General features: G+C 72.0%; 19 protein-coding genes. 10 read left to right on the top strand and 9 right to left on the bottom strand.

What is annotated here, in order from left to right; genetic code table 11:
- Nucleotides 1–455 precede the first annotated feature (455 nt).
- Nucleotides 456–3,368, top strand: coding sequence for a glycoside hydrolase family 48 protein (locus tag ACIQGV_RS02555; protein ID WP_402489303.1), 2,913 nt, complete (start codon nucleotides 456–458; stop codon nucleotides 3,366–3,368).
- Between the two features lie 109 nt (nucleotides 3,369–3,477).
- Nucleotides 3,478–6,141: a cellulose binding domain-containing protein gene (locus ACIQGV_RS02550; protein WP_402489301.1), complete on the top strand. Its 2,664-nt coding sequence runs from the start codon at nucleotides 3,478–3,480 to the stop codon at nucleotides 6,139–6,141.
- A gap of 52 nt (nucleotides 6,142–6,193) precedes the next feature.
- On the opposite strand, the gene ACIQGV_RS02545 is transcribed toward ACIQGV_RS02550, so the two are convergent.
- A complete protein-coding gene (locus ACIQGV_RS02545) occupies nucleotides 6,194–8,086 on the bottom strand; it encodes a rhamnogalacturonan lyase (protein WP_402489299.1) in 1,893 nt (630 codons plus the stop codon).
- A 35-nt stretch (nucleotides 8,087–8,121) separates the two neighbouring features.
- Nucleotides 8,122–9,090 (bottom strand): helix-turn-helix transcriptional regulator, encoded by a 969-nt coding sequence (locus tag ACIQGV_RS02540; RefSeq protein ID WP_402489297.1) that lies wholly within the window; start codon nucleotides 9,088–9,090, stop codon nucleotides 8,122–8,124.
- Nucleotides 9,091–9,129: 39 nt separating this feature from the next.
- On the opposite strand from ACIQGV_RS02540, the gene ACIQGV_RS02535 reads away from it, so the two are divergent.
- A complete protein-coding gene (locus tag ACIQGV_RS02535; RefSeq protein ID WP_402489295.1) occupies nucleotides 9,130–9,606 on the top strand; it encodes a hypothetical protein in 477 nt (158 codons plus the stop codon).
- 30 nt (nucleotides 9,607–9,636) lie between these two features.
- Here ACIQGV_RS02535 and ACIQGV_RS02530 read toward each other — a convergent pair whose 3' ends face one another.
- Complete coding sequence (locus ACIQGV_RS02530; protein WP_402489292.1) at nucleotides 9,637–10,380, bottom strand: class I SAM-dependent methyltransferase; 744 nt, start codon at nucleotides 10,378–10,380, stop codon at nucleotides 9,637–9,639.
- Between the two features lie 57 nt (nucleotides 10,381–10,437).
- The gene (locus ACIQGV_RS02525; protein ID WP_402489289.1) at nucleotides 10,438–10,743 is read right to left on the bottom strand and encodes a 4a-hydroxytetrahydrobiopterin dehydratase; all 306 of its coding nucleotides are present in this window, start codon (nucleotides 10,741–10,743) and stop codon (nucleotides 10,438–10,440) included.
- 73 nt (nucleotides 10,744–10,816) lie between these two features.
- Here ACIQGV_RS02525 and ACIQGV_RS02520 point away from each other — a divergent pair, with 73 nt between their 5' ends.
- Nucleotides 10,817–11,635, top strand: coding sequence for a helix-turn-helix domain-containing protein (locus ACIQGV_RS02520; protein ID WP_402489287.1), 819 nt, complete (start codon nucleotides 10,817–10,819; stop codon nucleotides 11,633–11,635).
- Here ACIQGV_RS02520 and ACIQGV_RS02515 read toward each other — a convergent pair.
- Nucleotides 11,617–12,042 (bottom strand): hypothetical protein, encoded by a 426-nt coding sequence (locus tag ACIQGV_RS02515; RefSeq protein ID WP_402489285.1) that lies wholly within the window; start codon nucleotides 12,040–12,042, stop codon nucleotides 11,617–11,619. The genes ACIQGV_RS02520 and ACIQGV_RS02515 overlap by 19 nt on opposite strands.
- Before the next feature lie 219 nt (nucleotides 12,043–12,261).
- Here ACIQGV_RS02515 and ACIQGV_RS02510 point away from each other — a divergent pair, with 219 nt between their 5' ends.
- From ACIQGV_RS02510 to narI, 6 genes are all read left to right on the top strand, one after another.
- A complete protein-coding gene (locus ACIQGV_RS02510) occupies nucleotides 12,262–13,125 on the top strand; it encodes a helix-turn-helix domain-containing protein (RefSeq protein WP_402489284.1) in 864 nt (287 codons plus the stop codon).
- A gap of 48 nt (nucleotides 13,126–13,173) precedes the next feature.
- Nucleotides 13,174–13,974, top strand: coding sequence for an SAM-dependent methyltransferase (locus ACIQGV_RS02505; protein ID WP_402489282.1), 801 nt, complete (start codon nucleotides 13,174–13,176; stop codon nucleotides 13,972–13,974).
- A gap of 114 nt (nucleotides 13,975–14,088) precedes the next feature.
- Nucleotides 14,089–17,757, top strand: coding sequence for a nitrate reductase subunit alpha (locus ACIQGV_RS02500; protein WP_402489279.1), 3,669 nt, complete (start codon nucleotides 14,089–14,091; stop codon nucleotides 17,755–17,757).
- On the top strand, nucleotides 17,757–19,352 hold the full coding sequence (gene narH, locus ACIQGV_RS02495; RefSeq protein ID WP_402489274.1) for a nitrate reductase subunit beta: 1,596 nt from the start codon (nucleotides 17,757–17,759) through the stop codon (nucleotides 19,350–19,352). Before ACIQGV_RS02500 ends, narH begins: the two co-directional genes overlap by 1 nt.
- Entirely contained in the window at nucleotides 19,352–19,846 is a 495-nt protein-coding gene (gene narJ / locus ACIQGV_RS02490) for a nitrate reductase molybdenum cofactor assembly chaperone (protein ID WP_402489271.1), read from the top strand. Before narH ends, narJ begins: the two co-directional genes overlap by 1 nt.
- Nucleotides 19,843–20,571, top strand: coding sequence for a respiratory nitrate reductase subunit gamma (gene narI / locus ACIQGV_RS02485; RefSeq protein ID WP_402489268.1), 729 nt, complete (start codon nucleotides 19,843–19,845; stop codon nucleotides 20,569–20,571). Before narJ ends, narI begins: the two co-directional genes overlap by 4 nt.
- Before the next feature lie 28 nt (nucleotides 20,572–20,599).
- On the opposite strand, the gene ACIQGV_RS02480 is transcribed toward narI, so the two are convergent.
- The 4 genes from ACIQGV_RS02480 to ACIQGV_RS02465 all read right to left on the bottom strand — a co-directional run bounded on the left by ACIQGV_RS02480 (nucleotide 20,600) and on the right by ACIQGV_RS02465 (nucleotide 25,206).
- Nucleotides 20,600–21,052, bottom strand: a complete 453-nt coding sequence (locus ACIQGV_RS02480) for a DUF2690 domain-containing protein (protein WP_402489266.1) — start codon at nucleotides 21,050–21,052, stop codon at nucleotides 20,600–20,602.
- Between the two features lie 106 nt (nucleotides 21,053–21,158).
- Nucleotides 21,159–23,015, bottom strand: a complete 1,857-nt coding sequence (gene dnaK / locus ACIQGV_RS02475; RefSeq protein WP_402489263.1) for a molecular chaperone DnaK — start codon at nucleotides 23,013–23,015, stop codon at nucleotides 21,159–21,161.
- Nucleotides 23,016–23,084: 69 nt separating this feature from the next.
- Complete coding sequence (locus ACIQGV_RS02470; RefSeq protein ID WP_402489260.1) at nucleotides 23,085–23,843, bottom strand: glycerophosphodiester phosphodiesterase family protein; 759 nt, start codon at nucleotides 23,841–23,843, stop codon at nucleotides 23,085–23,087.
- A 4-nt stretch (nucleotides 23,844–23,847) separates the two neighbouring features.
- Nucleotides 23,848–25,206: a hypothetical protein gene (locus ACIQGV_RS02465; protein WP_402489257.1), complete on the bottom strand. Its 1,359-nt coding sequence runs from the start codon at nucleotides 25,204–25,206 to the stop codon at nucleotides 23,848–23,850.
- Between the last annotated feature and the right edge of the window lie 217 nt (nucleotides 25,207–25,423).

Genomic DNA, 25,423 nt, shown 5'->3' with positions numbered 1-25,423 from the left:
ACTCCTCGCCGGGCGCCGCCGAGTTGCCGGTGATCGTCACGGGCCCCTGGAAGCCGGTCTCCCGCCGGCTGACGGCGGAGTGCTCCGCCGCACGGACCGGCACGGCTCCCGCCGCCGTGACCACCGGTGCGGCCACCGTGCCCACAGGGGCGGCGGCGGCCGTGCCGGCGAGTAAAAGAGCTGAACGCGGGGGGTGTCGCATGAGCGATTCCTTGCAGCTCGGACGCGCTGTGACAGCACGCGTCGACTGGTGGAGTCGCTCCCACTGGTGCGAAGGAACGTAGCGCCAAGTGACGGCAAAAGACAGGGGATCGGCTTGACTTTTCATCGAACGCGACCGTCGAATCTTTTCGACTCTTCAAACACCTTGACCGAATACCACCCCGTCTTCACTATGGGAGCGCTCCCACTGGTTCAAGCCTTGACTTCTCCGAGCCGCGAGGAGGAACCAGCACGTGCACCCCCCAAGCAGACGCAGAACCGTACGGAGAGCGTGGACCGCTGTCGCGGCGGCCCTCGCCCTTCCCCTGACGATGCTGAGTTCGGGTTCGACTCCCGCTCAGGCAGCGGCACTTCAGTGCAGTGTCGACCAGAAGACCAACGACTGGGGTTCCGGCTTCACCACGGACCTCACGATCACCAACCGCGGGTCGGACCCGATCGGCGGCTGGACGCTGACGTACGCCTACACGGGCAACCAGCGGCTGAGCAACGGCTGGAACGGCACCTGGTCCCAGTCCGGCCAGTCGGTCACCGTGCGCAACGCGAGCTACAACGGCACGATCGCCGCCGGGGCCGCGGTGTCGACCGGCGCCCAGTTCACGTACAGCGGCACCAACGCGGCACCGACGTCCTTCGCGGTCAACGGCACCCCGTGCACCGGCGCCCACCAGCCGCCGATCACCGTGCTGACCAGCCCGACCGCGGGCGCGGTGTACACACAGGGCAACGCGGTCCCGCTCGCGGCGACCGCCGCCGCGGCCGACGGCGCGACCGTCAGCAAGGTCGAGTTCTACGACGACACGACCCTGCTGGGCACCGACACCAGTGCGCCCTGGTCGCTCTCCGCCACAAACTTGTCCGTGGGCAGTCATTCTCTGGTGGCGAAGGCGTACGACAGCCTCGGTGCCTCCGCCGACTCCACCCCGGTGGGCATCACGGTCGCCTCCGGGCCGGCCGTCGTCGCCACGCCCGCCCAGCTGCCGGTGCAGCAGGGCAGGACGGGCACGTACGAGGTGAAGCTGTCCACCCAGCCCTCCGCGAACGTCACCGTCACCACGGCCCGTACCGGCGGCAACACCGGACTGTCGGTGTCCGGCGGGGCGAGCCTGACCTTCACGCCGTCGAACTGGAACACCGCGCAGCGGGTGACCGTCGCCGCCGACTCCTCGGGGACCGGCGCGGCCACCTTCGACTCGACGGCGACCGGACACGCCAAGGCGACGGTCACGGTGACGCAGATCGGCGCCACCAAGGAGTACGACGCCCGGTTCCTGGAGCTGTACGGGAAGATCACCAACCCGGCGAACGGCTACTTCTCCCCCGAGGGCATCCCCTACCACTCGGTCGAGACGCTGATCGTCGAGGCGCCGGACCACGGCCATGAGACCACGTCGGAGGCGTACAGCTATCTGCTGTGGCTCCAGGCCATGTACGGCAAGGTGACCGGCGACTGGACCAAGTTCAACGGCGCCTGGGAGATCATGGAGAAGTACATGATCCCCACCCACGCCGACCAGCCGACGAACTCCTTCTACAACGCCTCCAAGCCGGCGACCTACGCGCCCGAGCACGACACCCCGAACGAGTACCCCTCCGCCCTGGAGAACGGGGTCTCGGTCGGTCCGGACCCGATCGCGGGCGAGCTGAAGTCCGCCTACGGCACGGACGACGTCTACGGCATGCACTGGATCCAGGACGTCGACAACGTCTACGGGTACGGCAACTCGCCCGGCAAGTGCGAGGCGGGCCCGGCCGACACCGGCCCCTCCTACATCAACACCTTCCAGCGCGGCCCGCAGGAGTCCGTGTGGGAGACGGTTCCGCAGCCCACCTGCGACGCCTTCAAGTACGGCGGCCGCAACGGCTATCTGGACCTGTTCACCAAGGACGCCTCGTACGCGAAGCAGTGGAAGTTCACCAACGCCCCCGACGCGGACGCGCGCGCCGTGCAGGCCGCGTACTGGGCGGACATCTGGGCCAAGCAGCAGGGCAAGGGGGCGGACGTCACCGCGACCGTCGCCAAGGCCGCGAAGATGGGCGACTACCTGCGCTACGCCATGTTCGACAAGTACTTCAAGAAGATCGGCAACTGCACCAGCCCGTCCTGCCCGGCCGGCACCGGCAAGGACGCCTCGCACTACCTGCTCTCCTGGTACTACGCCTGGGGCGGCGCGACCGACTCCTCGGCGGGCTGGGCCTGGCGCATCGGCTCCAGCCACGCGCACGGCGGCTACCAGAACCCGCTGGCCGCGTACGCGCTGAGCGCCTACGACCCGCTGAAGCCGAAGTCCGCCACGGGCACGGCCGACTGGGGCAGGTCGCTCACCCGGCAGATCGAGTTCTACCGCTGGCTGCAGTCCAGCGAGGGCGCGATCGCCGGCGGCGCGACCAACAGCTGGGCGGGCCGGTACACCACCCCGCCGTCCGGCACGCCGACCTTCTACGGCATGTACTACGACGAGAAGCCCGTCTACCACGACCCGCCGTCCAACCAGTGGTTCGGCTTCCAGGCGTGGTCGATGGAGCGGGTCGCCGAGTACTACCGGCAGACGGGCGACGCCGCCGCCAGGACGGTGCTCGACAAGTGGGTCGACTGGGCGCTGTCCGAGACGACCGTCAACCCCGACGGCACCTTCCGCATCCCCTCGACGCTGAGGTGGACGGGCCGGCCCGACACCTGGAACGCCGCAAGCCCCGGCGCCAACAACGGGCTGCACGTGTCGGTGGCCGACTACACCGACGACGTCGGTGTGGCCGCGGCGTACGCCAAGACCCTGACGTACTACGCGGACCGCTCGGACGACACCGCCGCGGCCTCCACGGCCAAGGCGCTGCTCGACGGCATGTGGAAGAACAACCAGGACGCCCTGGGCATCGCCGTCCCGGAGAACCGCGCCGACTACAACCGCTTCGACGACGCGGTCTACGTCCCGAGCGGCTGGACCGGCACGATGCCGAACGGCGACGCGGTCGACTCGTCGTCCACGTTCGCCTCGATCCGTTCCTTCTACGAGGACGACCCGGCCTGGTCGAAGATCGAGTCGTACCTCGCGGGCGGTGCCGTGCCGTCCTTCACGTACCACCGGTTCTGGGCGCAGGCGGACATCGCCCTCGCCATGGGCTCGTACGCGGAGCTCCTCGAATAAGTCCCCGCTGAAACGCTCCGCGTACCTGGGCCGGGCGGTCCCCTCCCGCACTGGGGGCCGCCCGGTCGTTCCATGCCTTTCCACCGAATCAGGGAGAGGACTCCCCACCGTGCGAAGAACCCGCATCCTCACGGCCGTCGTCGCGCTGGCGGCCGGGCTGCTCTCGGGGGCGCCCGCCGCCGCCGGCGCCCCCGGGACCGAACGGCAGGCGGTCGCCGCCGACACCTACACCTGGAAGAACGCCCGCATCGACGGGGGCGGCTTCGTCCCCGGCATCGTCTTCAACCGCAAGGAGAAGAACCTCGCCTACGCCCGGACCGACATCGGCGGCGCCTACCGCTGGGTGCAGTCCACGAAGACCTGGACACCGCTGCTGGACTCGGTCGGCTGGGACGACTGGGGACACACCGGCGTGGTGAGCCTCGCCTCCGACCCGGTGAACCCCGACAAGGTCTACGCGGCCGTCGGGACGTACACCAACAGCTGGGACCCGGGCAACGGGGCCGTCATGCGTTCCTCGGACCGCGGGGCGACCTGGCAGAAGACCGCCCTGCCGTTCAAGCTGGGCGGCAACATGCCCGGCCGCGGCATGGGCGAGCGGCTCGCGGTCGACCCGAACCGCAACAGCGTGCTCTACCTGGGCGCGCCCAGCGGCAAGGGCCTGTGGCGGTCGACGGACTCGGGGGTGACCTGGTCGCAGGTGACGAACTTCCCCAACCCCGGTAACTACGCCCAGGACCCGAGCGACACCTCCGGCTACGCCTCCGACAACCAGGGCGTCGTCTGGGTCACCTTCGACGAGTCCACCGGCACCTCCGGCGGCGCGACCCGCACCCTCTACATCGGGGTCGCCGACAAGGACAACTCCGTGTACCGCTCGACGGACGCCGGGGCCACCTGGTCGCGGCTGGCCGGGCAGCCCACCGGGTACCTGGCCCACAAGGGCGTGCTGGACGCGGTGAACGGCCATCTGTACCTCGCCTACAGCGACAAGGGCGGTCCGTACGACGGCGGCAAGGGCCGGCTGTGGCGGTACGCGACCGCGACCGGCACCTGGACGGACATCAGTCCCGTCGCCGAGGCCGACACCTACTACGGCTTCAGCGGGCTGACCGTCGACCGGCAGCGGCCGGGCACGGTGATGGCGACCGCGTACAGCTCCTGGTGGCCCGACACCCAGATCTTCCGCTCGACGGACAGCGGCGGCACCTGGACGAAGGCGTGGGACTACACGTCGTACCCCAGCCGCTCCAACCGCTACACCATGGACGTCTCGTCGTCGCCGTGGCTGACCTGGGGCGCGAATCCCTCCCCGCCCGAGCAGACGCCGAAGCTCGGCTGGATGACCGAGTCGCTGGAGATCGACCCGTTCGACTCCGACCGGATGATGTACGGCACCGGTGCGACGGTCTACGGCACCGAGAACCTCACCGACTGGGACGGCGGAAGCCAGTTCACCATCAGGCCGATGGTGCAGGGGCTGGAGGAGACCGCCGTCAACGACCTGGCCTCTCCCCCGTCGGGCGCCCCGCTGCTCAGCGCCCTCGGTGACATCGGCGGCTTCCGGCACACGGATCTCACCAAGGTGCCGGCGATGATGTACACCTCGCCGAACTTCACCTCCACGACCAGCCTGGACTTCGCCGAGAGCAACCCGGGCACGGTGGTGCGGACCGGCAATCTGGACTCGGGGCCGCACATCGCGTTCTCGACGGACAACGGCGCCAACTGGTTCGCGGGCAGCGACCCCTCCGGGGTGAGCGGAGGCGGCACGGTCGCCGCCGCGGCCGACGGCAGCCGCTTCGTGTGGAGCCCGCAGGGCGCCGGGGTGCACTTCGCCACCGGCTTCGGCAGCTCCTGGACGGCGTCGTCCGGCATCCCGGCGGGCGCGGTCGTCGAGTCGGACCGGGTCGACCCGAAGGTGTTCTACGGCTTCGGCTCCGGGAAGTTCTACGTCAGCACGGACGGCGGCGCGAGCTTCACCGCCTCCGCCGCGACCGGGCTGCCCGCCGGCGACAGCGTCCGCTTCAAGGCGCTGCCCGGCACGAAGGGCGATGTCTGGCTGGCGGGCGGCGCGAGCGACGGGGCGTACGGCCTGTGGCACTCCACCGACGGCGGGGCGACCTTCACCAGGCTGGCGAACGTCGAACAGGCCGACACCGTCGGCTTCGGCAAGGCCGCGCCGGGAGCCTCGTACCAGACGCTGTACACCAGTGCGAAGATCGGCGGGGTGCGCGGCGTCTTCCGCTCCACCGACAAGGGCGCCTCCTGGACCCGGATCAACGACGACGCCCACCAGTGGGGCTGGACGGGCGCCGCGATCACCGGGGACCCGCGGGTGTACGGCCGGGTGTACGTGGCGACCAACGGCCGGGGGATCGTCTACGGCGACACCTCCGGCACGGGCGGAGGGGACGGCGGGGGCGGCACCGATCCCGGCCCCGGTCCGGCCGGCGGCTGCGCCGTGACGTACAGGATCACCAACCAGTGGTCGGGCGGCTTCCAGGCGGATGTGCAGCTGACCAACACCGGGACCACCGCGTGGTCCGGCTGGGCGCTGGGCTGGGCCTTCCCGAACGGCCAGACGGTCTCGCAGATGTGGAACGCCGAGCACTCCGCCTCGGGCGGCACCGTCACGGCGAGGAACGTCGGCTGGAACGCCTCCGTGGCCGCGGGCTCCTCGGTGGGCTTCGGCTTCACCGGAAGCTGGACGGGCACCAACGGCAGACCGGCCGTGTTCAAGGCCGGCGACCGGACCTGCACCGTGAGCTGAACCGGAAGAAGGGCGCGCACCGCACGGTGCGCGCCCTTCGTGCTGCCTGCGGTCAGGGCGTCCGGACCGCCGGGCGGGGCGCGGTGGGCATGCCGCCGCCGAGGAAGAAGCTCGGGTGCGGGGGCTGGTTGTAGGCGGTGTTCTGCCAGGCCAGACCCGTGCGGTACATCGTGTCGTGGAGCAGGGTCGTGATCCTCGTGGTGGTCTCGTGGGGGGTCGAGTAGACCCGCAGGGCCGTGTTGTCGGCCGTCGGCCAGACGACCTCCTCGCGCCAGTCGCCGAGGATGTCGCCGGAGAGCGACGGGGTGGCCTTGGTGCCGTTGTTGGAGTGGACGCCCGAGGCGGTCAGCAGACGGGTGTCGGCCGAGGCGCCGTACTTGTCGATGCGGGTGGCGTCGAGGAGTTCGCGGACGGTGTCGCCGTCCCACCAGGCCAGGAAGTTCACCGACGAGGGTTCACGGCCCTTGACGGCGCCCGCCTCGTCGCGGATCGAGGTGTCGGAGGCCGACCAGACCTCGGCGCCGTCGTTCCCGGCCCAGATGTCGCCGGCCACGCCCCGGCCGTTGTCGCAGCAGGCGGCGAGCTTCCAGCGCACCGTGCCGTCGGCGGGGTCGACGTACAGCGCGGCGGGCTGCGAGGCGGACTCCGACACCTTGAAGTACTCCAGGCCCGCCCGGGAGGGGTCGAGGTCGCCGAGGTGCTGGGCGTCGCCGTGGCCGGTGCGAGTGGTCCACAGGCCGTTGCCGTTGTCGTCGACGGCCATGGCGCCGTACACGATCTCGTCCCGGCCGTCACCGTCGACGTCGCCGACGGACAGGCTGTGCGAGCCCTGACCGTCGTAGCCCTTGCCGGAGTTGGTGGAGGAACCGGTGTCGAAGGTCCAGCGGCGGGTGAAGGTCCCGCCCCGCCAGTCCCAGGCGGCGATCACCGTACGGGTGTAGTAGCCGCGGGCCATGATCAAGGAGGGGCGGGCGCCGTCCAGATAGGCCGTGCCGGCGAGGAAGCGGTCGACGCGGTTGCCGTAGGAGTCCCCCCAGGAGGAGACCGTGCCGCGGGCGGGGACGTAGCCGACGGACTGCATCGCCCGGCCCGTGCGGCCGTCGAACATGGTCAGGTACTCGGGCCCGGACAGCACGTAGCCGCTGGAGTTGCGGTGGTCCGCGGAGGCGCTGCCGATCACCGTGCCGGTGCCGTCGACCGTGCCGTCGGAGGTCTTCATCGCGATCTCGGCCCGGCCGTCGCCGTCGTAGTCGTACACCTGGAACTGCGTGTAGTGCGCGCCGGAGCGGATGTTGCGGCCCAGGTCGACGCGCCACAGACGGGTGCCGTCCAGGGTGACGCCGTCGACGACCGTGTTGCCGGTGTAGCCGGACTGGGAGTTGTCCTTGGCGTTGGTGGGCTGCCACTTCAGGACGAAGTCGAGCCGGCCGTCGCCGTCGAGGTCCCCGACGGAGGCGTCGTTGGCCTCGTAGGTGTAGGCGACGCCGTCGGGGGTGGTGCCGCCGGGAGGCGGACTGATCGGCACGTCCTTGTACCCGGTGCGCAGTTGCACGGCGTGCACGGAGTCGCCCTGCTCGACGCCGTTCACGATCGCGCGGACCGTGTAGTCGGCCTGCGCCGGGGCGCCGGGGTGGAAGAAGTTCGTCGAGCCGGTGACCGGGCTCGTGTTGACCTTCGTGCCGGCCCGGTAGACGTTGAAGGACACGTTGTCCGGGTCGGTGCCCAGCCAGCGCCAGCCGACCAGGTTGCCGGCGTCGGTGTGGACGCTGACCACGCCGCGGTCGAGGGCCTCCACCTGACGTGCGGTGGCCGCCTCGGCGGTCTTCGGGGTGAGCGCGGTCAGTCCGGCGCCGGCCAGGACGGTCGTGGCGGCCACCGCGGCCAGGACGGCCGAGCGGTGTCCGCGGTGCCCCTGCGGGCGGGTGCGGGGGTGCGGGTGCCTCACGGGACGTACCTCCCGAGGAAGACGGATGTTTCCCCTCAGTCGCCGCCACGCCCCGGGAAGTTGCCGTACCGGCGGGCCAGTTCGGCGGCCGTCGCCGCGATCCGCTCCCGCAGCTCGGGCGGCTCCAGCACCTCGGCGCCGGTACCGAGCCGCAGGAACTCGCCGACGGCGTGGTCCACGGACTCGACGGGAACGGTCGCCACCGTCCAGCCGGCCTCGTCCGTGCGGCCGTTGGCCCGTACGGCCTCCCCCGCAGGCCCCGCCGGCACCACCCCGGGCGCGAACCGGACGACCGCTTCCGCGCGGTGCAGCCGGGACAGGAAGTCGCGCTGGTACGCCGTCCAGTACGCGGCCAGATCGAAGTCCGCGGGGCGGTCGAACTTCTCGTCCGACAGGTCGAGTTCGAGGATCTGGTCGACCCGGAAGGTGCGCGGCCGCGGCCCCGCGACGACGTACCAGCGGCCCGCCTTGAGGACCAGCCCGTACGGCTCCAGCCGGCGCCGCACATCGGTGGGCTCGCGCCAGCGGCGGTACGTCACCCGCAGCACCCGTCCGTTCCAGACGGCGTCGGCGACCTCCGGCAGGAACGGCGCCTCACCGGCGTCCGCGTACCAGCCGGGGGCGTCCAGATGGAAGCGGCCGCTGATGCGGTCGGCGTGCGTCCGCAGCTCCGGCGGCAGGGCGGCCCGCACCTTGAGCTGGGCGGCGGCCAGCACCGGGCCGATGCCGAGCTGGGCCGCCGGCCCCGGCAGGCCGGACAGGAACAGCGCCTGGGCCTCGCCGGAGGTCAGACCGGTGAGGCGGGTGCGGTAACCGTCGAGGAGGCGGTATCCGCCGGCGTGGCCCGCGTCCGCGTACAGCGGCACCCCCGCGGCGGTGAGCGCCTCGACGTCCCGGTAGACCGTGCGCACCGACACCTCCAGCTCCGCCGCGAGCTGGGCGGCGGTCATCCGGCCGCGGGTCTGGAGCAGCAGGAGGATCGAGACGAGCCGGCTGGACTTCACTGACATATGGTGTCAGTGATCGGCCTCTAGCGTCCTGTCATGGCTTTCGAGGAGAAACTGCTCACCGTGCCGCCTCCGGTCGAGGTCGCCGGGCGGCACGTCAAGCGCTACCACGTCACCGCCGACCCCGCGGGCATCGCGCCCGAGGTGAGCGAGGCGGCGTACGCGATCCTGCCCCAGCTGCTGCCGGACCCCGACGGCACCCCGCCCGCGACCTTCGTCGTGCTGCACCGGGGCGGCGACGACGGCGCCTATCTGAACGTGTACAGCTGGGTGTGGGACAACGTGCTGCACTTCCGCGGCGCCGCCGCCGGGCAGCCGGTGCTCGGCTGCCCCGACCGCGATCCGACGCACTTCGTCGCGCTGGAGCGGCCCTGGATCGGCTGCGTGTGGGAACTGCCGCCGATCCAGCACGAGCGGGACGCCTGGGTACGGCACCTGCTCCGGCCCGACGCCCCCGACCTGGCCGGGTATCTGGCCGACAGCATGCCCGAGGGCACCACCGGCCCCTTCTGAGCCCTGCCCGACGACGGCCTTCCGCCGGGCTCAGGGACCGGGCCGGCGGAAGGCCCGCAGGCTGAACTCCGGATCCGGACGGGGGCGGTCCTGGTCGGGGAGGACGGCCAGACGGGCGGCGAACTCCTCGGTGCGCGGCTCGCCCGGCGGCAGGGTGACGAACCAGCCGCGGCGCAGGTCGGCGATGGTGCGGCGGGGGCTGCGCCCCTGTCCGCGGCCGGGAAAGCGGGCCTGTCCGGCGGGGTCCAGTCCGTGCCCGGCCGCGAGGGCGGCGACGGTGTCCGCGGCGTCGTGGACGGGACTGCGCGGACGGGAGGCGAGCACGGCGTCGATGTCGCTGCCCACGTTGTGCGCGGCGGCCTTGTCGACCGTGGTGACGTAGACCCCGCCGGGCCGCAGCACGCGGGCGCACTCGGCGACGACGCCCCGCACGTCGGCGTCGTCGAGCAGATGCAGCAGCCACACGCTGACGACCGCGTCGAAGGAGGCGTCCGGGAAGGGCAGCCGGCGGCTGTCGCCGACGAGGACCCGGCCGGGAAGCCGCGCCGAGGCCATCCGGGCCATGGCGACGGCCAGGTCGACGCCGGTCACCCGGGTGCCGGGCCGGGCGGCGGCGAGGCGCCGGGTCACTATGCCGGTGCCGCAGGCCACGTCGAGCAGTTCGGCGCCGTCCGGCGGCAGCAGGCCGAGCACCGCCTCGGCGGCGGCGGCCGCGCGGGGCTCACCGCCGCGGGAGATGTCGTAGGCGTCGGCTTCCTTCTCGTAGTCGAGCATGCGTGTCCCCCGCCCCCGGCCCGGGGTCCGCCGGGCCCTGTTGATCGATCAACGAGGTCAGCTTGCCCCATGTGCGGGCGCCAGGTCCGCCACCTTTCGCGCCAGGCTGAAGTCCAGCTCGGTGAGGCCGCCCCCGGCACTGTGGGTGTTCACCGCGAGGCGCACGGTGTTGTAGCCGAGGGTCAGGTCGGAGTGGTGGTCGAGCTCCTCCTGCACCTGGGCGACGTGCACGACCAGCGCGGCGGCGGCGCCGTGGGTGGCGAGCCGGAAGGTACGGGTGAGACGGCCCTCCTCGACCGCCCAGCCGGGCAGCTCGGCCAGCCGGTCCTCGATCTCCTTCTGCGACAGGGGTTCGACGGCCACGGCAGGGCTCCCTTCCTGGGGGACCGGGATCACGTACCTGTCCAGCCTGCCTCGCTCGACTACGGTCGTCCACATGACGACACCCCTGTCCGTGACCACCACCGCTCCCTGCGAGGGCGTCGGCACGCTGCTGCGGGCCTGGCGGGAGCAGCGCCGGGTCAGCCAGCTGGAGCTCGCGCTGCGCGCCGGTTCCTCCGCCCGGCACATCAGCTTCGTCGAGACGGGCCGCTCGCGCCCCAGCGAGGAGCTGCTGCTGCGGCTCGCCGAGCATCTCGACGTGCCGGTGCGCGAGCGCAACGCCCTGCTGCTGGCGGCCGGTTACGCCCCGCACTACCCGGAGACCCCGCTGGACGACCCGGCGCTGCGGTCGCTGCGGGAGGGCATGGAGCGGCTGATCCAGGGCTACGAGCCCTATCCGGCGCTGGTGGTGGACGCGCGGTACGACGTGGTGGCCGCCAACCGGGGCATCCTGATGCTGCTGGACGGGATGCCCGAGGAGCTGCTCGCGCCGCCGCTGAACGCGATGCGGCTGACGCTGCATCCGAGGGGGCTGGCGCCGCGCATCCGGAATCTGCGGGAGTGGCGCGGGCATCTGCTGGCGCAGATGGAGCGGCAGATCGCGCTGCGCCGGTCGCGGCCGCTGCGGGAGCTGTACGACGAGGTCGCCGCGTACCCGGTGCCCGAGCCGGCGCCGGGCGCGGAGCCCGGGGAGCCGGTGCCGTACTTCGCGCTGCCGCTCCAGGTGGAGCACGAAGGGAGGGTGCTGTCGTTCATCTCGTCGATCTCCACCTTCAACACCCCGATGGACGTGACCGTCGCCGAGCTGGCCGTCGAGACGCTGCTCCCGGCCGATCCGGCGACGGTCAAGTACCTTCACTCGCTGATGTCCTGACGGTTCCTCAGGGACATGTGCTGGAGCAGGGCGAACCCGGCGACGGTGACGGCCTGGAGGACGGTCCACACCGCGCCGGCGGTGGTGGGGTCCAGCCACAGCCCGAGCGCGGCGAGACTCAGTGCGGCCCAGGCGAGGTTGGCCTCGACGACGGCACGGACCGGCAGCGCGGCCGGGCGGGCGCGGGAGGCGAGGACCCCCACCCCGATCGCGTACGCCGTGAGGAACGCGCCCAGTCCGAGCAGCAGGTCCGCGTCGACGCCGAGGAGGCGGCCCAGCGGTCCCGGGGCGGCGAGGTAGGCGAGGCCGTTGACGCCGGTCACGACCGCGTCCAGGGCGAGGAAGCGGCGCAGGACGGCGCCCGGCTCGGACGTGCGGGCGAGAGCGGCGAGCGTGGTCACGGACATGGGATCGGCCTCCTGGTGGTCCGGGATGCGGTCGGTGGCCCCACCATGGCCCGGCGGGGCGGGACGGGTCGATTACCCGCCGGGTAATGCCCGGGTGCCGGACGGGGCGGCGGGGGCCGGGGCGCGGACGTGGTGAGCGCCTCATGTCCGGCCCGGTGAGCCCCGCGTGACGTCATGGCAGACTGCCCCCAGACTTTCGGCGCGTAGGGGAGGCGTGGCGTGAGTGAGCGGCGGCCCGCGCCCACCGTCGGGCAGGTGGTGCTCGGCAAACGGCTCCAGGAGCTGCGGGAGGCGGCCGGGCTGAAGCGCGAGGAGGCCGCGCGGGTCCTGCACGTGGCCCCGGCGACCGTGCGCCGCATGGAGATGGCCGAGGTCTCGCTGAAGATCCCGTACGTGCAGGTGCTGCTGGAGACGTACGGGGTGGCGCAGGAGGAGGCCCGGGCGTTCCTCGGCCTCGCCGAGGAGGCCAACCGGCCCGGCTGGTGGCAGCGTTACCACGACGTGCTGCCGGACTGGTTCAGCCTGTACGTCAGTCTGGAGGGCGCCGCCCGGCTGATCCGCTCCTACGAGCCGCACTTCGTGCCCGGGCTGCTGCAGACCGAGGACTACGCGCGTGCCGTCCTGGACGCGGGCACGATCGGGCAGACCGGGTCGGAGACCGTCGAGCGGCACGTGTCACTGCGGATGGAGCGCCAGCGGCTGCTGGAGCGGACGGACCCGCCGCATCTGTGGGTGATCATGGACGAGACGGTGCTGCGCCGGCCGGTGTGCAGCCGTGCCGAGGTGATGCGGGACCAGCTGGACCGGTTGCTGGAGGTCGCCGAGCTGGACCGGGTCACGCTCCAGGTCGCCGAGTTCGCGAGCGGACCGCACCCGGGCACCTACGCGCCGTTCTCGCTGTTCCGCTTCGCCGAACCGGAGCTGCCTGACATGGTGTTCACCGAGTATCTGACCGGCGCCCTGTATCTCGACTCGCGCCGGGAGGTCTCCGCGCACCTGGAGGTGCTGGACCATGTCACGGCGCACGCGGCGTCGGCCCGGCACACCAAGAAGATCCTCCAGGAGTACCGCGAGCGCTACTAGCCGTCCGCAGCAGCAGGACCGACCCCCCTCATCAGGAGTGCACCCCCCATGACCGGACCCGACGCCGACGTCCCCCGCATCGACACCAGCAGGCCCCACCCGGCCCGTGTCTACGACTGGTGGCTGGGCGGCAAGGACAACTACCCGGTGGACGAGGAACTGGCCCGCCGCATCCTCGCCGTGGACGGCACCGTCGTGCGCGGCGCCCGCGCCAACCGCCGCTTCATGCAGCGGGCGGTCCGCACGGTCGCCGAGGCCGGTGTCCGCCAGTTCCTCGACATCGGCACCGGCATCCCCACCGAGCCGAACCTCCACCAGGTGGCGCAGCGGATCGCGCCGGAGGCCAGGGTGGTGTACGCGGACAACGACCCGATCGTGCTGCGCCACGCCGAGGCGCTGCTCGGCGGCACCCCCGAGGGCAGCACCACGTACGTGCACGCCGACGTCCGGGACATCGGGGCCCTGCTGGCCCGTGCCGAGGACTCCCTGGATCTCGCCGAGCCCGTCGCGCTGTCGCTGGTCGCACTGACCCACTACCTGGACGACGACGTGTACGAGCTGGTCGGCCGGTACGTCGACGCGCTCGCGCCCGGCAGCCACCTCGTCCTGTCGCAGGTCACACCCGATCTGAACCCGCGGGCCGTCGAGCAGGCGGCGGAGAGCTTCCGGCGCAGCGGCACTCCCTTCTTCCCCCGCACCCTCACCGGGTTCGCCCGCTTCTTCGACGGCCTGGACCTGCTCGGCCCGGGTCTGATCCCGGTGCACGGCTGGCGCCCGGACCCCGAGGACGTGGCCGCCCAGGCGGAGGGCATCGTCCCGGTCTACGCGGGAGTGGCCCGCAAGCCCTGACCCACGGCCGGTGCCGGGCCCGGGGGCGGGGCGTGACCCGGACGGGTGCCGTGGGCGGGTGGGGTGCCGTGGTCGCCTCTAGGTTCGAAGCACCTGGCGACCGAGGGAGCGCACGTGACCGATACGCGGACCCCGCCGAGCGAACCCGGCGCGGCGCTGCTGCGGGCCGGGCGGTTCTTCCGGCCCGGTGCCCCCGCGCCCGACCTGCACAGCATCGGTGTGGTCGGCGGCCGGGAGGCGGACGCCTTCTACCGGGACCGCTGGAGCCACGACAAGGTCGTCGACTCCACGCACGGGGTGAACTGCACGGGTTCGTGCCGGTGGAAGGTGTACGTCAAGGACGGCATCATCACCTGGGAGACCCAGCAGACGGACTATCCGTCGGTGGGCCCGGACCGCCCCGAGTACGAGCCGCGGGGCTGCCCCCGCGGCGCGGCCTTCTCCTGGTACACCTACTCCCCCACACGGGTGCGCCACCCCTATGTCCGGGGCGTGCTGCTGGAGATGTACCGCGAGGCGAAGGCCCGTCTGAAGGATCCGGTGCTGGCCTGGGCGGACATCCAGGGCGACCCCGAGCGCCGCCGCCGCTACCAGCGGGCCCGCGGCAAGGGCGGTCTGGTGCGGGCGGACTGGGACGAGGCCGTGGAGCTCGTCGCCGCCGCGCACGTCCACACCATCGGCACCTACGGACCGGACCGTATCGCGGGCTTCTCGCCCATCCCGGCGATGTCGATGGTGTCGCACGCGGCGGGCGCCCGCTTCCACTCCCTGATCGGCGCCCCGATGCTGTCGTTCTACGACTGGTACGCCGATCTCCCGGTCGCCTCGCCGCAGGTGTTCGGCGACCAGACGGACGTGCCCGAGTCGGGCGACTGGTGGGACGCGGCGTATCTGATGATGTGGGGCTCCAACGTCCCCGTGACGAGGACCCCCGACGCGCACTGGATGGCCGAGGCCAGGTACCGGGGCCAGAAGGTGGTCGTGGTCGCGCCCGACTACGCCGACAACGCCAAGTTCGCCGACGAGTGGCTGCACCCCCATCCCGGCACGGACGGGGCACTGGCGCTGGCGATGGGCCATGTGGTCCTCAAGGAGTTCTTCGTCGACCGGGAGACACCGTTCTTCACGGACTACGTACGGAGGTTCACCGACCTGCCCTTCCTGGTCACCCTCGCCGAGCGGGACGGGGCCCATGTGCCGCACAAGTTCCTGCGCGCCCACGAGGTGGGGCAGGACGGGGAGGGCGCGGAGTGGAAGACGGTCGTGCTGGACGGGGCGAGCGGCCGGCCCGAGGTGCCGAACGGTTCGCTCGGCTTTCGCTGGACGGAGTCGGGCAAGGGCCGCTGGAACCTGGAACTCGGCGGCATCGAGCCGCGGCTGACGCTGTTCGGCAGCCCCGGGACGGAGGTGCTGCTGCCGCGCTTCGACACCGAGGGCGGTGAGCACGGGCAGGGGCGCGGCGAGGTCGTGCGGCGCGGGGTGCCCGCGGTGCGGCTGCCCGGGGGGCAGCTGGTGACGACGGTGTTCGACCTGCTGCTGGCCCAGTACGGGGTCCGCCGCCCGGGGCTGCCCGGCACCTGGCCGGTCTCCTACGAGGACGCGGACTCGCCCGGCACCCCGGCCTGGCAGGAGGCGCACACCTCGGTGCCGGCCGCGAAGTGCGTGAGGATCGCGCGCGAGTTCGCACGGACCGCCGAACGGTCCGGGGGACGCTGCATGATCCTGATGGGCGCCGGGACCAACCACTGGTTCCATTCGGAGACGATCTACCGCGCCTTCCTGGCGCTGCTCCAGCTCACCGGCTGCCAGGGCCGCAACGGCGGCGGCTGGGCGCACTACGTGGGCCAGGAGAAGTGCCGCCCGGCGACCGGCTGGGCCACGCTCGCCGCCGCCTCGGACTGGTCGCGGCCGCCGCGGCAGATGATCGGCACCGCGTACTGGTTCCTCAACACCGACCAGTGGCGCTACGACCGGTTCACCGCAGATGTGCTGGCCTCGCCGCTGGGCGAGGGCCGGTTCACGGGGATGACGGGCGCGGACTGTCTCGCCCTGTCGGCGCGCACCGGCTGGATGCCGTCGTACCCGACCTTCGACCGCAACCCGCTGGAGCTGGGCGAGGCGTTCGGGGACCCGGTGGCGCGGGCGGTCGCCGAACTGCGGGCCGGGACACTGAAGTTCGCGTGCGAGGACCCGGACGCGCCGGAGAACTGGCCGCGGGTGCTGACGCTGTGGCGGGCCAATCTGCTCGGCTCGTCGGCGAAGGGCGCCGAGTACTTCACCCGGCATCTGCTGGGCACCCATTCCTCGCTGCGGGCCGAGGAGGCCCCGCCGGAGGTGCGCCCCCGGGACGTGACCTGGCGGGCCGAGGCGCCCGAGGGCAAGCTCGATCTGCTGCTGTCGCTGGACTTCCGGCAGACGTCGTCCACGCTGCTGTCGGACGTGGTGCTGCCGGCCGCGACCTGGTACGAGAAGCACGACCTGTCCAGCACCGACATGCACCCCTATGTGCACTCGTTCACCCCGGCGGTGGACCCGCCCTGGCAGGCGCGCACCGACTTCGAGACGTTCAAGGCGCTGGCGGAGAAGCTCAGCGAGCTGGCCGTCGGCCGTCTGGGGGTGCGCAAGGACCTGGTGGCCTCGCCGCTCCAGCACGACACCCCGGGCGAGACGGCCCAGCCGGGCGGGGTCGTACGGGACTGGAGGCGCGGCGAGTGCGATCCCGTGCCGGGCAGCACGATGCCGAACCTGACGGTGGTCGAGCGGGACTACACCGCGATCGGGAAGAAGTTCGGCGCGCTGGGGCCGCTGGCGGAGAAGCTGGGACTGCCCGCCAAGGGCATCGTGCTGCACCCGGACGAGGAGGTCGCGCGTCTGCGGCAGCAGAACGGGACCGGGTACGAGGGCCGCCCCTCGATCGACACGGCCGTGAAGGCGGCGAACACGATCCTCGCGCTGTCCGGCACGACCAACGGCCGGCTCGCCACGCAGGGCTTCCGCACGCTGGAGGCACGGACCGGGCAGGAGATGGCCCATCTGGCGGCCGAGCACGAGGGCAGGCGGATCACCTACGCCGACACCCAGGCGGCTCCGGTGCCGGTGATCACCTCTCCGGAGTGGTCCGGCAGCGAGGCGGGCGGGCGCCGCTACACCGCGTTCACGCTCAACACCGAGCACCTCAAGCCCTGGCACACGCTCACCGGCCGCCAGCACTTCTTCCTCGACCACGACTGGATGCACGAGCTGGGCGAGGCGCTGCCGGTGTACCGGCCGCCGCTGGACATGAACCGGCTGTTCGGCGAGCCGCGCCTCGGGGCGGACGGACAGCGGGAGGTGACGGTCCGTTACCTCACCCCGCACAACAAGTGGTCCATCCACTCCGAGTACCAGGACAACCTGTTCATGCTGGCGCTGTCCCGCGGCGGCCAGTCGATCTGGATGTCGCCGCAGGACGCCGACGCGATCGGGGTCGCGGACGACGACTGGATCGAGGCGGTCAACCGCAACGGCGTGGTCGTGGCCCGGGCGATCGTCTCGCACCGTATGCCGCCCGGCACGGTGTACATGCACCATGCCCAGGAGCGCACGGTGAACGTGCCGAGGACGGAGACGACCGGGATGCGCGGCGGCATCCACAACTCCCTGACCCGGCTGATCCTCAAGCCGTCCCATCTCATCGGCGGCTACGCCCAGTTGAGCTGGGCGTTCAACTATCTGGGACCGACCGGCAACCAGCGCGACGAGGTGACGGTGATCCGCCGCCGCAGTCAGGAGGTCGAGTACTGATGAGAGTGATGGCCCAGATCGCGATGGTCATGAACCTCGACAAGTGCATCGGCTGCCACACCTGCTCGGTCACCTGCAAGCAGGCGTGGACCAACCGCCGGGGCATGGAGTACGTCTGGTTCAACAACGTCGAGACCCGGCCCGGACAGGGCTATCCGCGCCGCTACGAGGACCAGGAGACCTGGCGCGGCGGCTGGGAGCTGAACCGGCGCGGCGCGCTGCGGCTGAGGGCGGGCGGCCGGTTCAAAAAGCTCGCCGGCATCTTCTCCAACCCGAGGCTGCCGGAGATCAAGGACTACTACGAGCCCTGGACGTACGAGTACCGCAATCTCACCGACGCCCCTCTCGGGGACGACTACCCCGTCGCCCGTCCGGTGTCCCAGCTCGACGGCAAGCCGATGAAGATCGGCTGGTCCTCCAACTGGGACGACAACCTGGCCGGAGCGCCCGCCTACGGCGATCTCGACCCGATGGTGGAGCGCACCCGGCGGCAGGCCGCGGACAAGGTGCGGTTCGAGTACGAGCAGGCGTTCATGTTCTATCTGCCGCGGATCTGCGAGCACTGCCTCAACCCGTCCTGTGTGGCCTCCTGTCCGTCCGGCGCGATGTACAAGCGGACCGAGGACGGGATCGTGCTGGTCGACCAGGACCGCTGCCGGGGCTGGCGGATGTGCGTGACCGGATGCCCGTACAAGAAGGTCTACTTCAACCACTCCACCGGCAAGGCCGAGAAGTGCACCCTGTGCTATCCGCGGATCGAGGTGGGTCTGCCGACGGTGTGCTCCGAGACGTGCGTGGGCCGGCTGCGCTATCTGGGGGTCGTCCTCTACGACGCGGACAAGGTGACCGCGGCCGCCGCGACCGCCGACGAGAAGGATCTGTACGAGGCGCAGCTGGGCGTCTTCCTGGATCCGGAGGACGCCGAGGTGCGGCGCGCGGCCGAGCGGGCGGGGATCCCGCACGAGTGGACCGAGGCGGCCCGGCGCTCCCCCGTGCACGCGCTGATCAGCCGGTACCGGGTGGCGCTGCCGCTGCACCCGGAGTACCGCACGATGCCGATGGTCTGGTACATCCCTCCGCTGTCGCCCGTGGTGGACGTGCTGGCCGAGACCGGGCACGACGGCGAGGACGCGCAGAACCTGTTCGGCGCGATCGACACGCTGCGGATCCCGCTGGAGTACCTGGCGGAGATGTTCACGGCCGGTGACGTGGCGCCCGTGCGGGCGTCGCTGGAGAAGCTCGCCGCGATGCGCTCCCACATGCGGGCCGTCAATCTCGGTGACGCGCCGGACCCGTCCGCCGCGGCCGCCGTCGGCATGGAGCCGGACGACATCGAGCGGATGTACCGGCTGCTGGCGATCGCCAAGTACGAGGAGCGGTACGTCATCCCGACGGCGGCCGTGGGCGACGCCCGCCGGCTGGAGGAGTCCGTGCTGCCCGACGGGTGCAGCCTCGACTACACGGGAGGTCCCGGCATGGGCGGCGACGGGCCCTTCGGCCAGGACTCCGGCCGCCGGCGGCTGCCGCTGGTGTCGGTGGAGAACTTCCACCGTCTGCGCAGGCGGCAGACCTCCGACGACGTGAAGGAGACCTGATGCCCTCGGACGCCGTGCTGTACCAGGCCGCCGCGCTCTGCCTGACCTACCCCGACGACGACTTCCGCGCCCGGCTGCCGCTGCTGCGCGAAGCCGCGCCGCAGCTGCGGGAGTTCACCGACCACGCCGCCGTCACCCCGGCGCGCGAGCTGGCCGAGCACTATGTGCGGGTCTTCGACCTGAAGAACCGTCACAGCCTGTATCTGACCTGGTGGACCGACGGGGACACCCGGCGGCGCGGGATGTCGCTGGTGCGCTTCAAGGACTTCTATCGCGCGCACGGTCTGGAGTTCTCCGGCGAGGAACTGCCCGACTTCCTGCCCGCGGTGCTGGAGTTCGCCGCGCGGACCGGCGAGACCGGCCTGCTCACCGAGCACCGTGACGGCCTGGAGCAGCTCCGCTCCCGGCTCACCGGCTTCGGCACGCCGTACGCCTGCGTCCTGGACGCGGTGTGCGCGACGCTGCCGTCCGCACCCGCCGGAGCCCGCCGATGAAGGTCTTCCTCTGGGGTGTCCTGCCGTATCTCGCGTTCGTTTCGCTGGTGGCCGGTCTGGTCTGGCGCCACCGCTACGACAAGTTCGGCTGGACCACCCGCTCCTCGCAGATCTACGAGTCCAGACTGCTGAACATCGCCTCGCCCGTCTTCCACTACGGCATCCTGTTCGTGCTGGCGGGCCATCTGGTGGGGCTGTTCGTCCCGATGTCGTGGACCGGGCGTCTCGGGATCAGCGAGCACACCTACCATCTGTTCTCGCTGTACGGCGGCACGGCGGCCGGTGCGCTCACGGTCGCCGGGATCGTCCTGCTGATCTACCGGCGGCGCACCAACGCGCCGGTGTTCCGGGCGACGACCGTCAACGACAAGGTCATGTACGTGTTCCTGCTGGGCGCGATCGTGCTGGGCATGGCCGCCAAGCTCGCCCACTCCTCCGGCGACGGCTACGACTACCGGGAGTCGATCGGCCCGTGGGCCCGCAGCCTGTTCACGCTCGCCCCGGACACGGCCCTGATGGAGGGTGTGCCGGTGCTGTACGAGATCCACGCGGTGATCGGCATGCTGCTGATCGCGCTGGTGCCGTACACCCGGCTGGTGCACATGTTCAGCGCGCCCGTGCAGTATCTGACGCGCCCGTACATCGTCTACCGCAGCCGCGACCCCAGACAGCTGGGGCCGCGGCCGGAACGGCGCGGCTGGGAGCGGACGGGCCCGCCCCGCTAGCGCGGGGGGCCGCTCACCCGCGGGCCGGTCACCAGTAGCCGCTGCACGTGAGGCCGCCGGTGCCGCTGTCGCTGATGCACACGCGGTAGTAGTAGCCGCTGCCGCCCAGCATGTTGGACCAGTCGCTGCCCGGGTCGGGGACCCTGACGGACAGGCTGCGCACGAGCGGGCCCGCGTAGCCGTTGTGCTTCTCGATGTGGCCGTAGCGGTCCCACCAGTAGCCGCCGCTCTCCGGCTTCTTCACCCGGACCCAGGCCGCCTGGCACTTGGCGGACCAGCGCAGTTCGGCCGTGGTGAAGCCGTCGCTGACGGACTTCTTGGTGACCGCGTCGAGGTCGCAGCCGTACGACACCGGACCGAGGTTGTCGCAGCCCGCGCCGGAGCAGCTGCCGGCCGCGTAGGAGGTGCCCGCCAGCGGAATCAGTGCGGCGGTGACCGCGGCGGCGGAGACCGCCGCGGTCTTCGTCAGGAACCGTCTCATGCCTGTGCTGTGCCCTTCGTGCAGCCAATGGGAAATCCGCGCGCGCTGAGGGCAGTTGATCTATCCCGCTGGTGGTGAGCACGTCAAGACACCGGACAATTCGGACTCAGGTGGCCCCTCCTCCGCGGTCCTTCTCGTCGTCGACGATCTCGGCGTCGACCACGCCCTCCTCGTCCTGCGGCGGCGGAGTCCGCTGTTCGCCGGCCGGCTGCCGGGCCCGGGCGTACATCGCCTGGCCCATCCGCTGGCTGACCGAGGCGAGCTTCTCGGTGCCCGCGCGCAGCGGCGCGGTGTCGGCATGCTGTTCCAGCAGGTCCTTCAGCCCGGTCACGGCCGACTCGACCTCGGCGCGGGTGTCGGCCGGCACGGCGTCCTGGTTGTCGCGCAGGAACCGCTCGGTCTGGTAAACGAGCTGCTCGGCCTGGTTGCGGGCCTCGGCGGCCTCGCGCAGACGGTGGTCCTCCTCCGCGTACTCCTCGGCCTCGCGCATCATGCGGTCGATGTCCTGCTTGGGCAGGGCCGAGCCGCCGGTGACGGTCATCCGCTGCTCACGGCCGGTGGCCAGGTCCTTGGCGGAGACGTGCATGATGCCGTTGGCGTCGATGTCGAACGCCACCTCCACCTGCGGCACCCCCCGCGGCGCGGGCGGCAGTCCGGTCAGGTCGAAGGTGCCGAGCTTCTTGTTGTACGCGGCGACCTCGCGTTCGCCCTGGTAGACCTGGATGCCGACGGAGGACTGGTTGTCCTCGGCGGTGGTGAAGATCTCCGAACGCCGGGTGGGGATCGTGGTGTTGCGCTCGATCAGCCTGGTCATGATGCCGCCCTTGGTCTCGATGCCCAGGGACAGCGGGGTGACGTCGAGCAGCAGGACGTCCTTGACGTCGCCGCGGATGACACCGGCCTGGAGGGCGGCACCCAGGGCCACGACCTCGTCGGGGTTGACGCCCTTGTGCGGCTCCTTGCCGGTCAGTTCGCGGACCAGGTCGCTCACGGCCGGCATCCGGGTGGAGCCGCCGACCAGGACGACGTGGTCGATGGCGGAGAGCTTGATGTTCGCGTCCTTCACCGCCTGGTGGAAGGGCGTTCTGCAGCGGTCCAGCAGATCGGCGGTGAGCTCCTGGAAGCGGGCGCGGGTGAGTTTCTCCTCCAGGTGCAGGGGTCCTTCGGCGGAGGCGGTGACATAGGGAAGACCGATGGTCGTCTCCGAGGAGCTGGACAGCTCGATCTTGGCGCGCTCGGCGGCCTCCCTGAGACGCTGCACGGCCATCTTGTCCTTGCCGAGGTCGATGCCGTACCGGCTCCGGAACTGCCCGATCAGGTGCTCCACGATCCGCTGGTCCCAGTCGTCGCCGCCCAGGTGCGTGTCGCCGTTGGTCGCCCTGACCTCGATGACGCCGTCGCCGATCTCCAGCAGGGACACGTCGAAGGTGCCGCCGCCCAGGTCGAAGACCAGCACGGTCTGCTCCTCGCCCCGGTCCAGGCCGTACGCCAGGGCGGCCGCGGTCGGCTCGTTGATGATCCGCAGCACCTTCAGGCCCGCGATCTCCCCGGCCTCCTTGGTGGCCTGGCGCTGGGTGTCGTCGAAGTAGGCCGGGACGGTGATCACCGCGTCGGTGACGTCCTCGCCGAGATACGCCTCCGCGTCCCGCTTCAGCTTCTGCAGGACCCGCGCGGACAGCTCCTGGGCCCGGTAGCGGGTGCCGTCCACGGAACCCTGCTCCGGGAAGCGCCACCGCCCGTCGCCCATGTGCCGCTTCACCGAGCGCGCGGTCCGCTCGACGTTGGTCACCGCCTGCCGCTTGGCCACCTCGCCGACCAGGACCTCGCCGTTCTTCGCGAACGCCACCACCGAGGGCGTGGTGCGGGCGCCCTCCGCGTTGGCGACGACGGTGGACTCACCGCCCTCCAGCAGGGCCACCACCGAGTTGGTGGTCCCCAGATCGATGCCGACCGCACGTGCCATCGCCGTCCCCTTCCGCCAGGGCCTGCCCGATCGCCTGCACCTCCAGCAGAAAACTTGAGTGCGTGCTTGTCAATGGGCCCTCGGGCCCGGCGTGGTACGGCCCACGGCCTCCCGCAGCGCCACCGCGCGCCGGGGCCGGTCGGTGATCAGCACGTCCACCCTCGGGTCGGCCAGGAAGGACCGTATGGCGGGGTCGTCGTTGACCGTCCACACCATGCAGAACAGCCGGTTGCGCGCCGCCTCGCGCAGTACGCCGGCGTGTGCCAGCCACCGGTGCACGGCCACACCCTGGGCGCCGCAGGCACGTACCCGGCGCAGCGGGAACAGCTCGCTCAGCCGGGTCGGGGCAAGCCGCGCCACGCCGACCTCCCGGCGGTCGCGGCCCAGGGACAGCGCCGTGCGCACCCCGGGGAAACTCCGGGTCACCGCCGCGACGGAGCGGTCCTCCAGGGTGGTGGCGACGAAGCCGTCCCGGCCGAGCAGGGCCACCGCCCGGTCGATCACCTCGTGCTCGTAGCCGGTCTCCTTCAGGTCCAGATGCCCGACCAGCCTCCCGGCGATCAGTGCCATCACCTCGTCCACGACGGGCACGGGGTGTCCGGCCCGCTCGCTCAGCTCGGCGTGGGTGATCCGGGACAGCGGCGGGCCGGTGCGGCCGGCGCGGGCGTCGTGGTGCACGACGAGGACCCCGTCGGCGGTGCGCCGGATGTCGAACTCGGCGTACTCCGCGCCCGAGCGCAGGGCGTCCTCGTACGCCTCCCGGGTCGCGGCGGCGCGGCACTCGGTGCCGCCGCGGTGCGCGGAGACGGCGGGGCGGGGCGTCGTCATCGCGTCACGGCACGCCGGGGTGCCGGGGCCCCGGCACCGGCGCGGGGGCCGGCCCGGGCGGCGCGAGCAGGTGCGGCGCACGTCCGGGGCGGCGCAGCAGGAGCAGTCCGACGCCGACCAGGAGGACGAACGGCGTCCAGGCCAGCAGATACGCCCACCGGTACGTGCCGAGGTCGAGGATGGAGTGGTCCTGGTGGACGTCGGTGCCGTTGACGCCGAAGAACGCCAGCAGCAGCGTCGGCGGCAGGGCGATCAGCGTGGCGACGGCCACCAGTACGGAGACGACACGGTCGCGGTGCTCCTTGCCCTCGGCGACGGCGGCGTCGTGCGCGGCCGAGCGGGCGCCGATGACCGAGGTGAGGCGCTCGATCATGCGCGCCGAGTTCTCCAGGCTCTCGTGGATGCCCCACTCCTCCCCCAGGGAGGTCTGGAAGCTCTCCGTGAGCATCTCCGGCACGAGCAGGCTGTCGACGTACGCCTCCACCCCGAAGGCGAGGTCCAGCTGGAGTTCGTTGACCCCCGCGGACAGTTCGGAGATCAGCTCGCGGGCCTCACGGGGCGACGGGGCGGCGCGCTGGTTGGACTGCATCATCCCGAAGGACTTGACGCGGGTGCGCTGGAGCACGGCGAGGGCGGAGAGCAGACCCATCACGACCAGGGTGAGGACGTTCTCCGCGTGCGGGGCCCAGCCGGCCTGCACGGACACACCGCGGCCGTGCGCGGCGACGGTGACGCCCTGGTTGCGCAGGTTCGGCGGGCCGCCCGCGCCGGACAGCCGGCCGCGGTAGATCATCTCGTTGAGCGGGGCCGCCAGCGCCGGCTCGTCGGACGACGCCGCCGCGAGCAGGCCGGCGAGCAGCCGGCCGCCGGGGAAGACGAGCTGATGGACGTTCTGCCCGTAGGCGAGGGGGCCGGGCAGCGACAGCCGCTCGCGGACGACGTCCGGCAGGGGCCGGCCGCGCAGGGTGAACGCCTCGCGTTCGAAGCAGGTCGCCGCCAGCCAGGAGGCGAGCGCGGCGGACGGGGTCTCGCCGGCGAAGTCGCAGTCCATGACGAGCGTGGCGTCCCCGCGCGGGGTGGTGACGACCAGCAGCCCGGCCCCGGCGAGCCGCAGCCCGTGGTCGCCGCCCGGCAGGACCAGCTCGTCCGGCGCGACCCGCTCGGCGAGCACCGGCACGGGCAGCAGCGCCTCACCGGAGTGCAGGTGCGAGCCGAAACGTCCGAAGCCGAAGCGGTCGACGAGCCGGCCGACGCCGTGCCCCGGGTCGATCCGCCCGGTCAGGCTGAACAGCAGCCGCACACGGGTGGCCGCGCGGGTGGCGGTGTCGAGTGCCGTCGTGGCGGCGGACGTTCCCTGGACCATCGCTGTCCCTCTCGGCCGGTGACAGGGCGCGCGCCCCCGTGTTCCAGGGCGTCGATACCCGGCGCCCGGCCCGTGAACCGCCGTGGGGGGCGCCCCCCCCGGGGGGGGGGGGCCCCGGCCCCCCCGCGGGCCCCCGCCGGCCCCCCCGCCCCCCCCCCCGCGGCGGCCGCCCCCGGGGGGGGGGGGGGGGGGGGGGGGGGGGGGGGGGGGGGCGGGT

Origin of the sequence: Streptomyces sp. NPDC093094 (assembly GCF_044754345.1) — a bacterium.
Lineage (GTDB): Bacteria > Actinomycetota > Actinomycetes > Streptomycetales > Streptomycetaceae > Streptomyces.
This window is presented reverse-complemented; position numbering and strand designations above follow the sequence as displayed.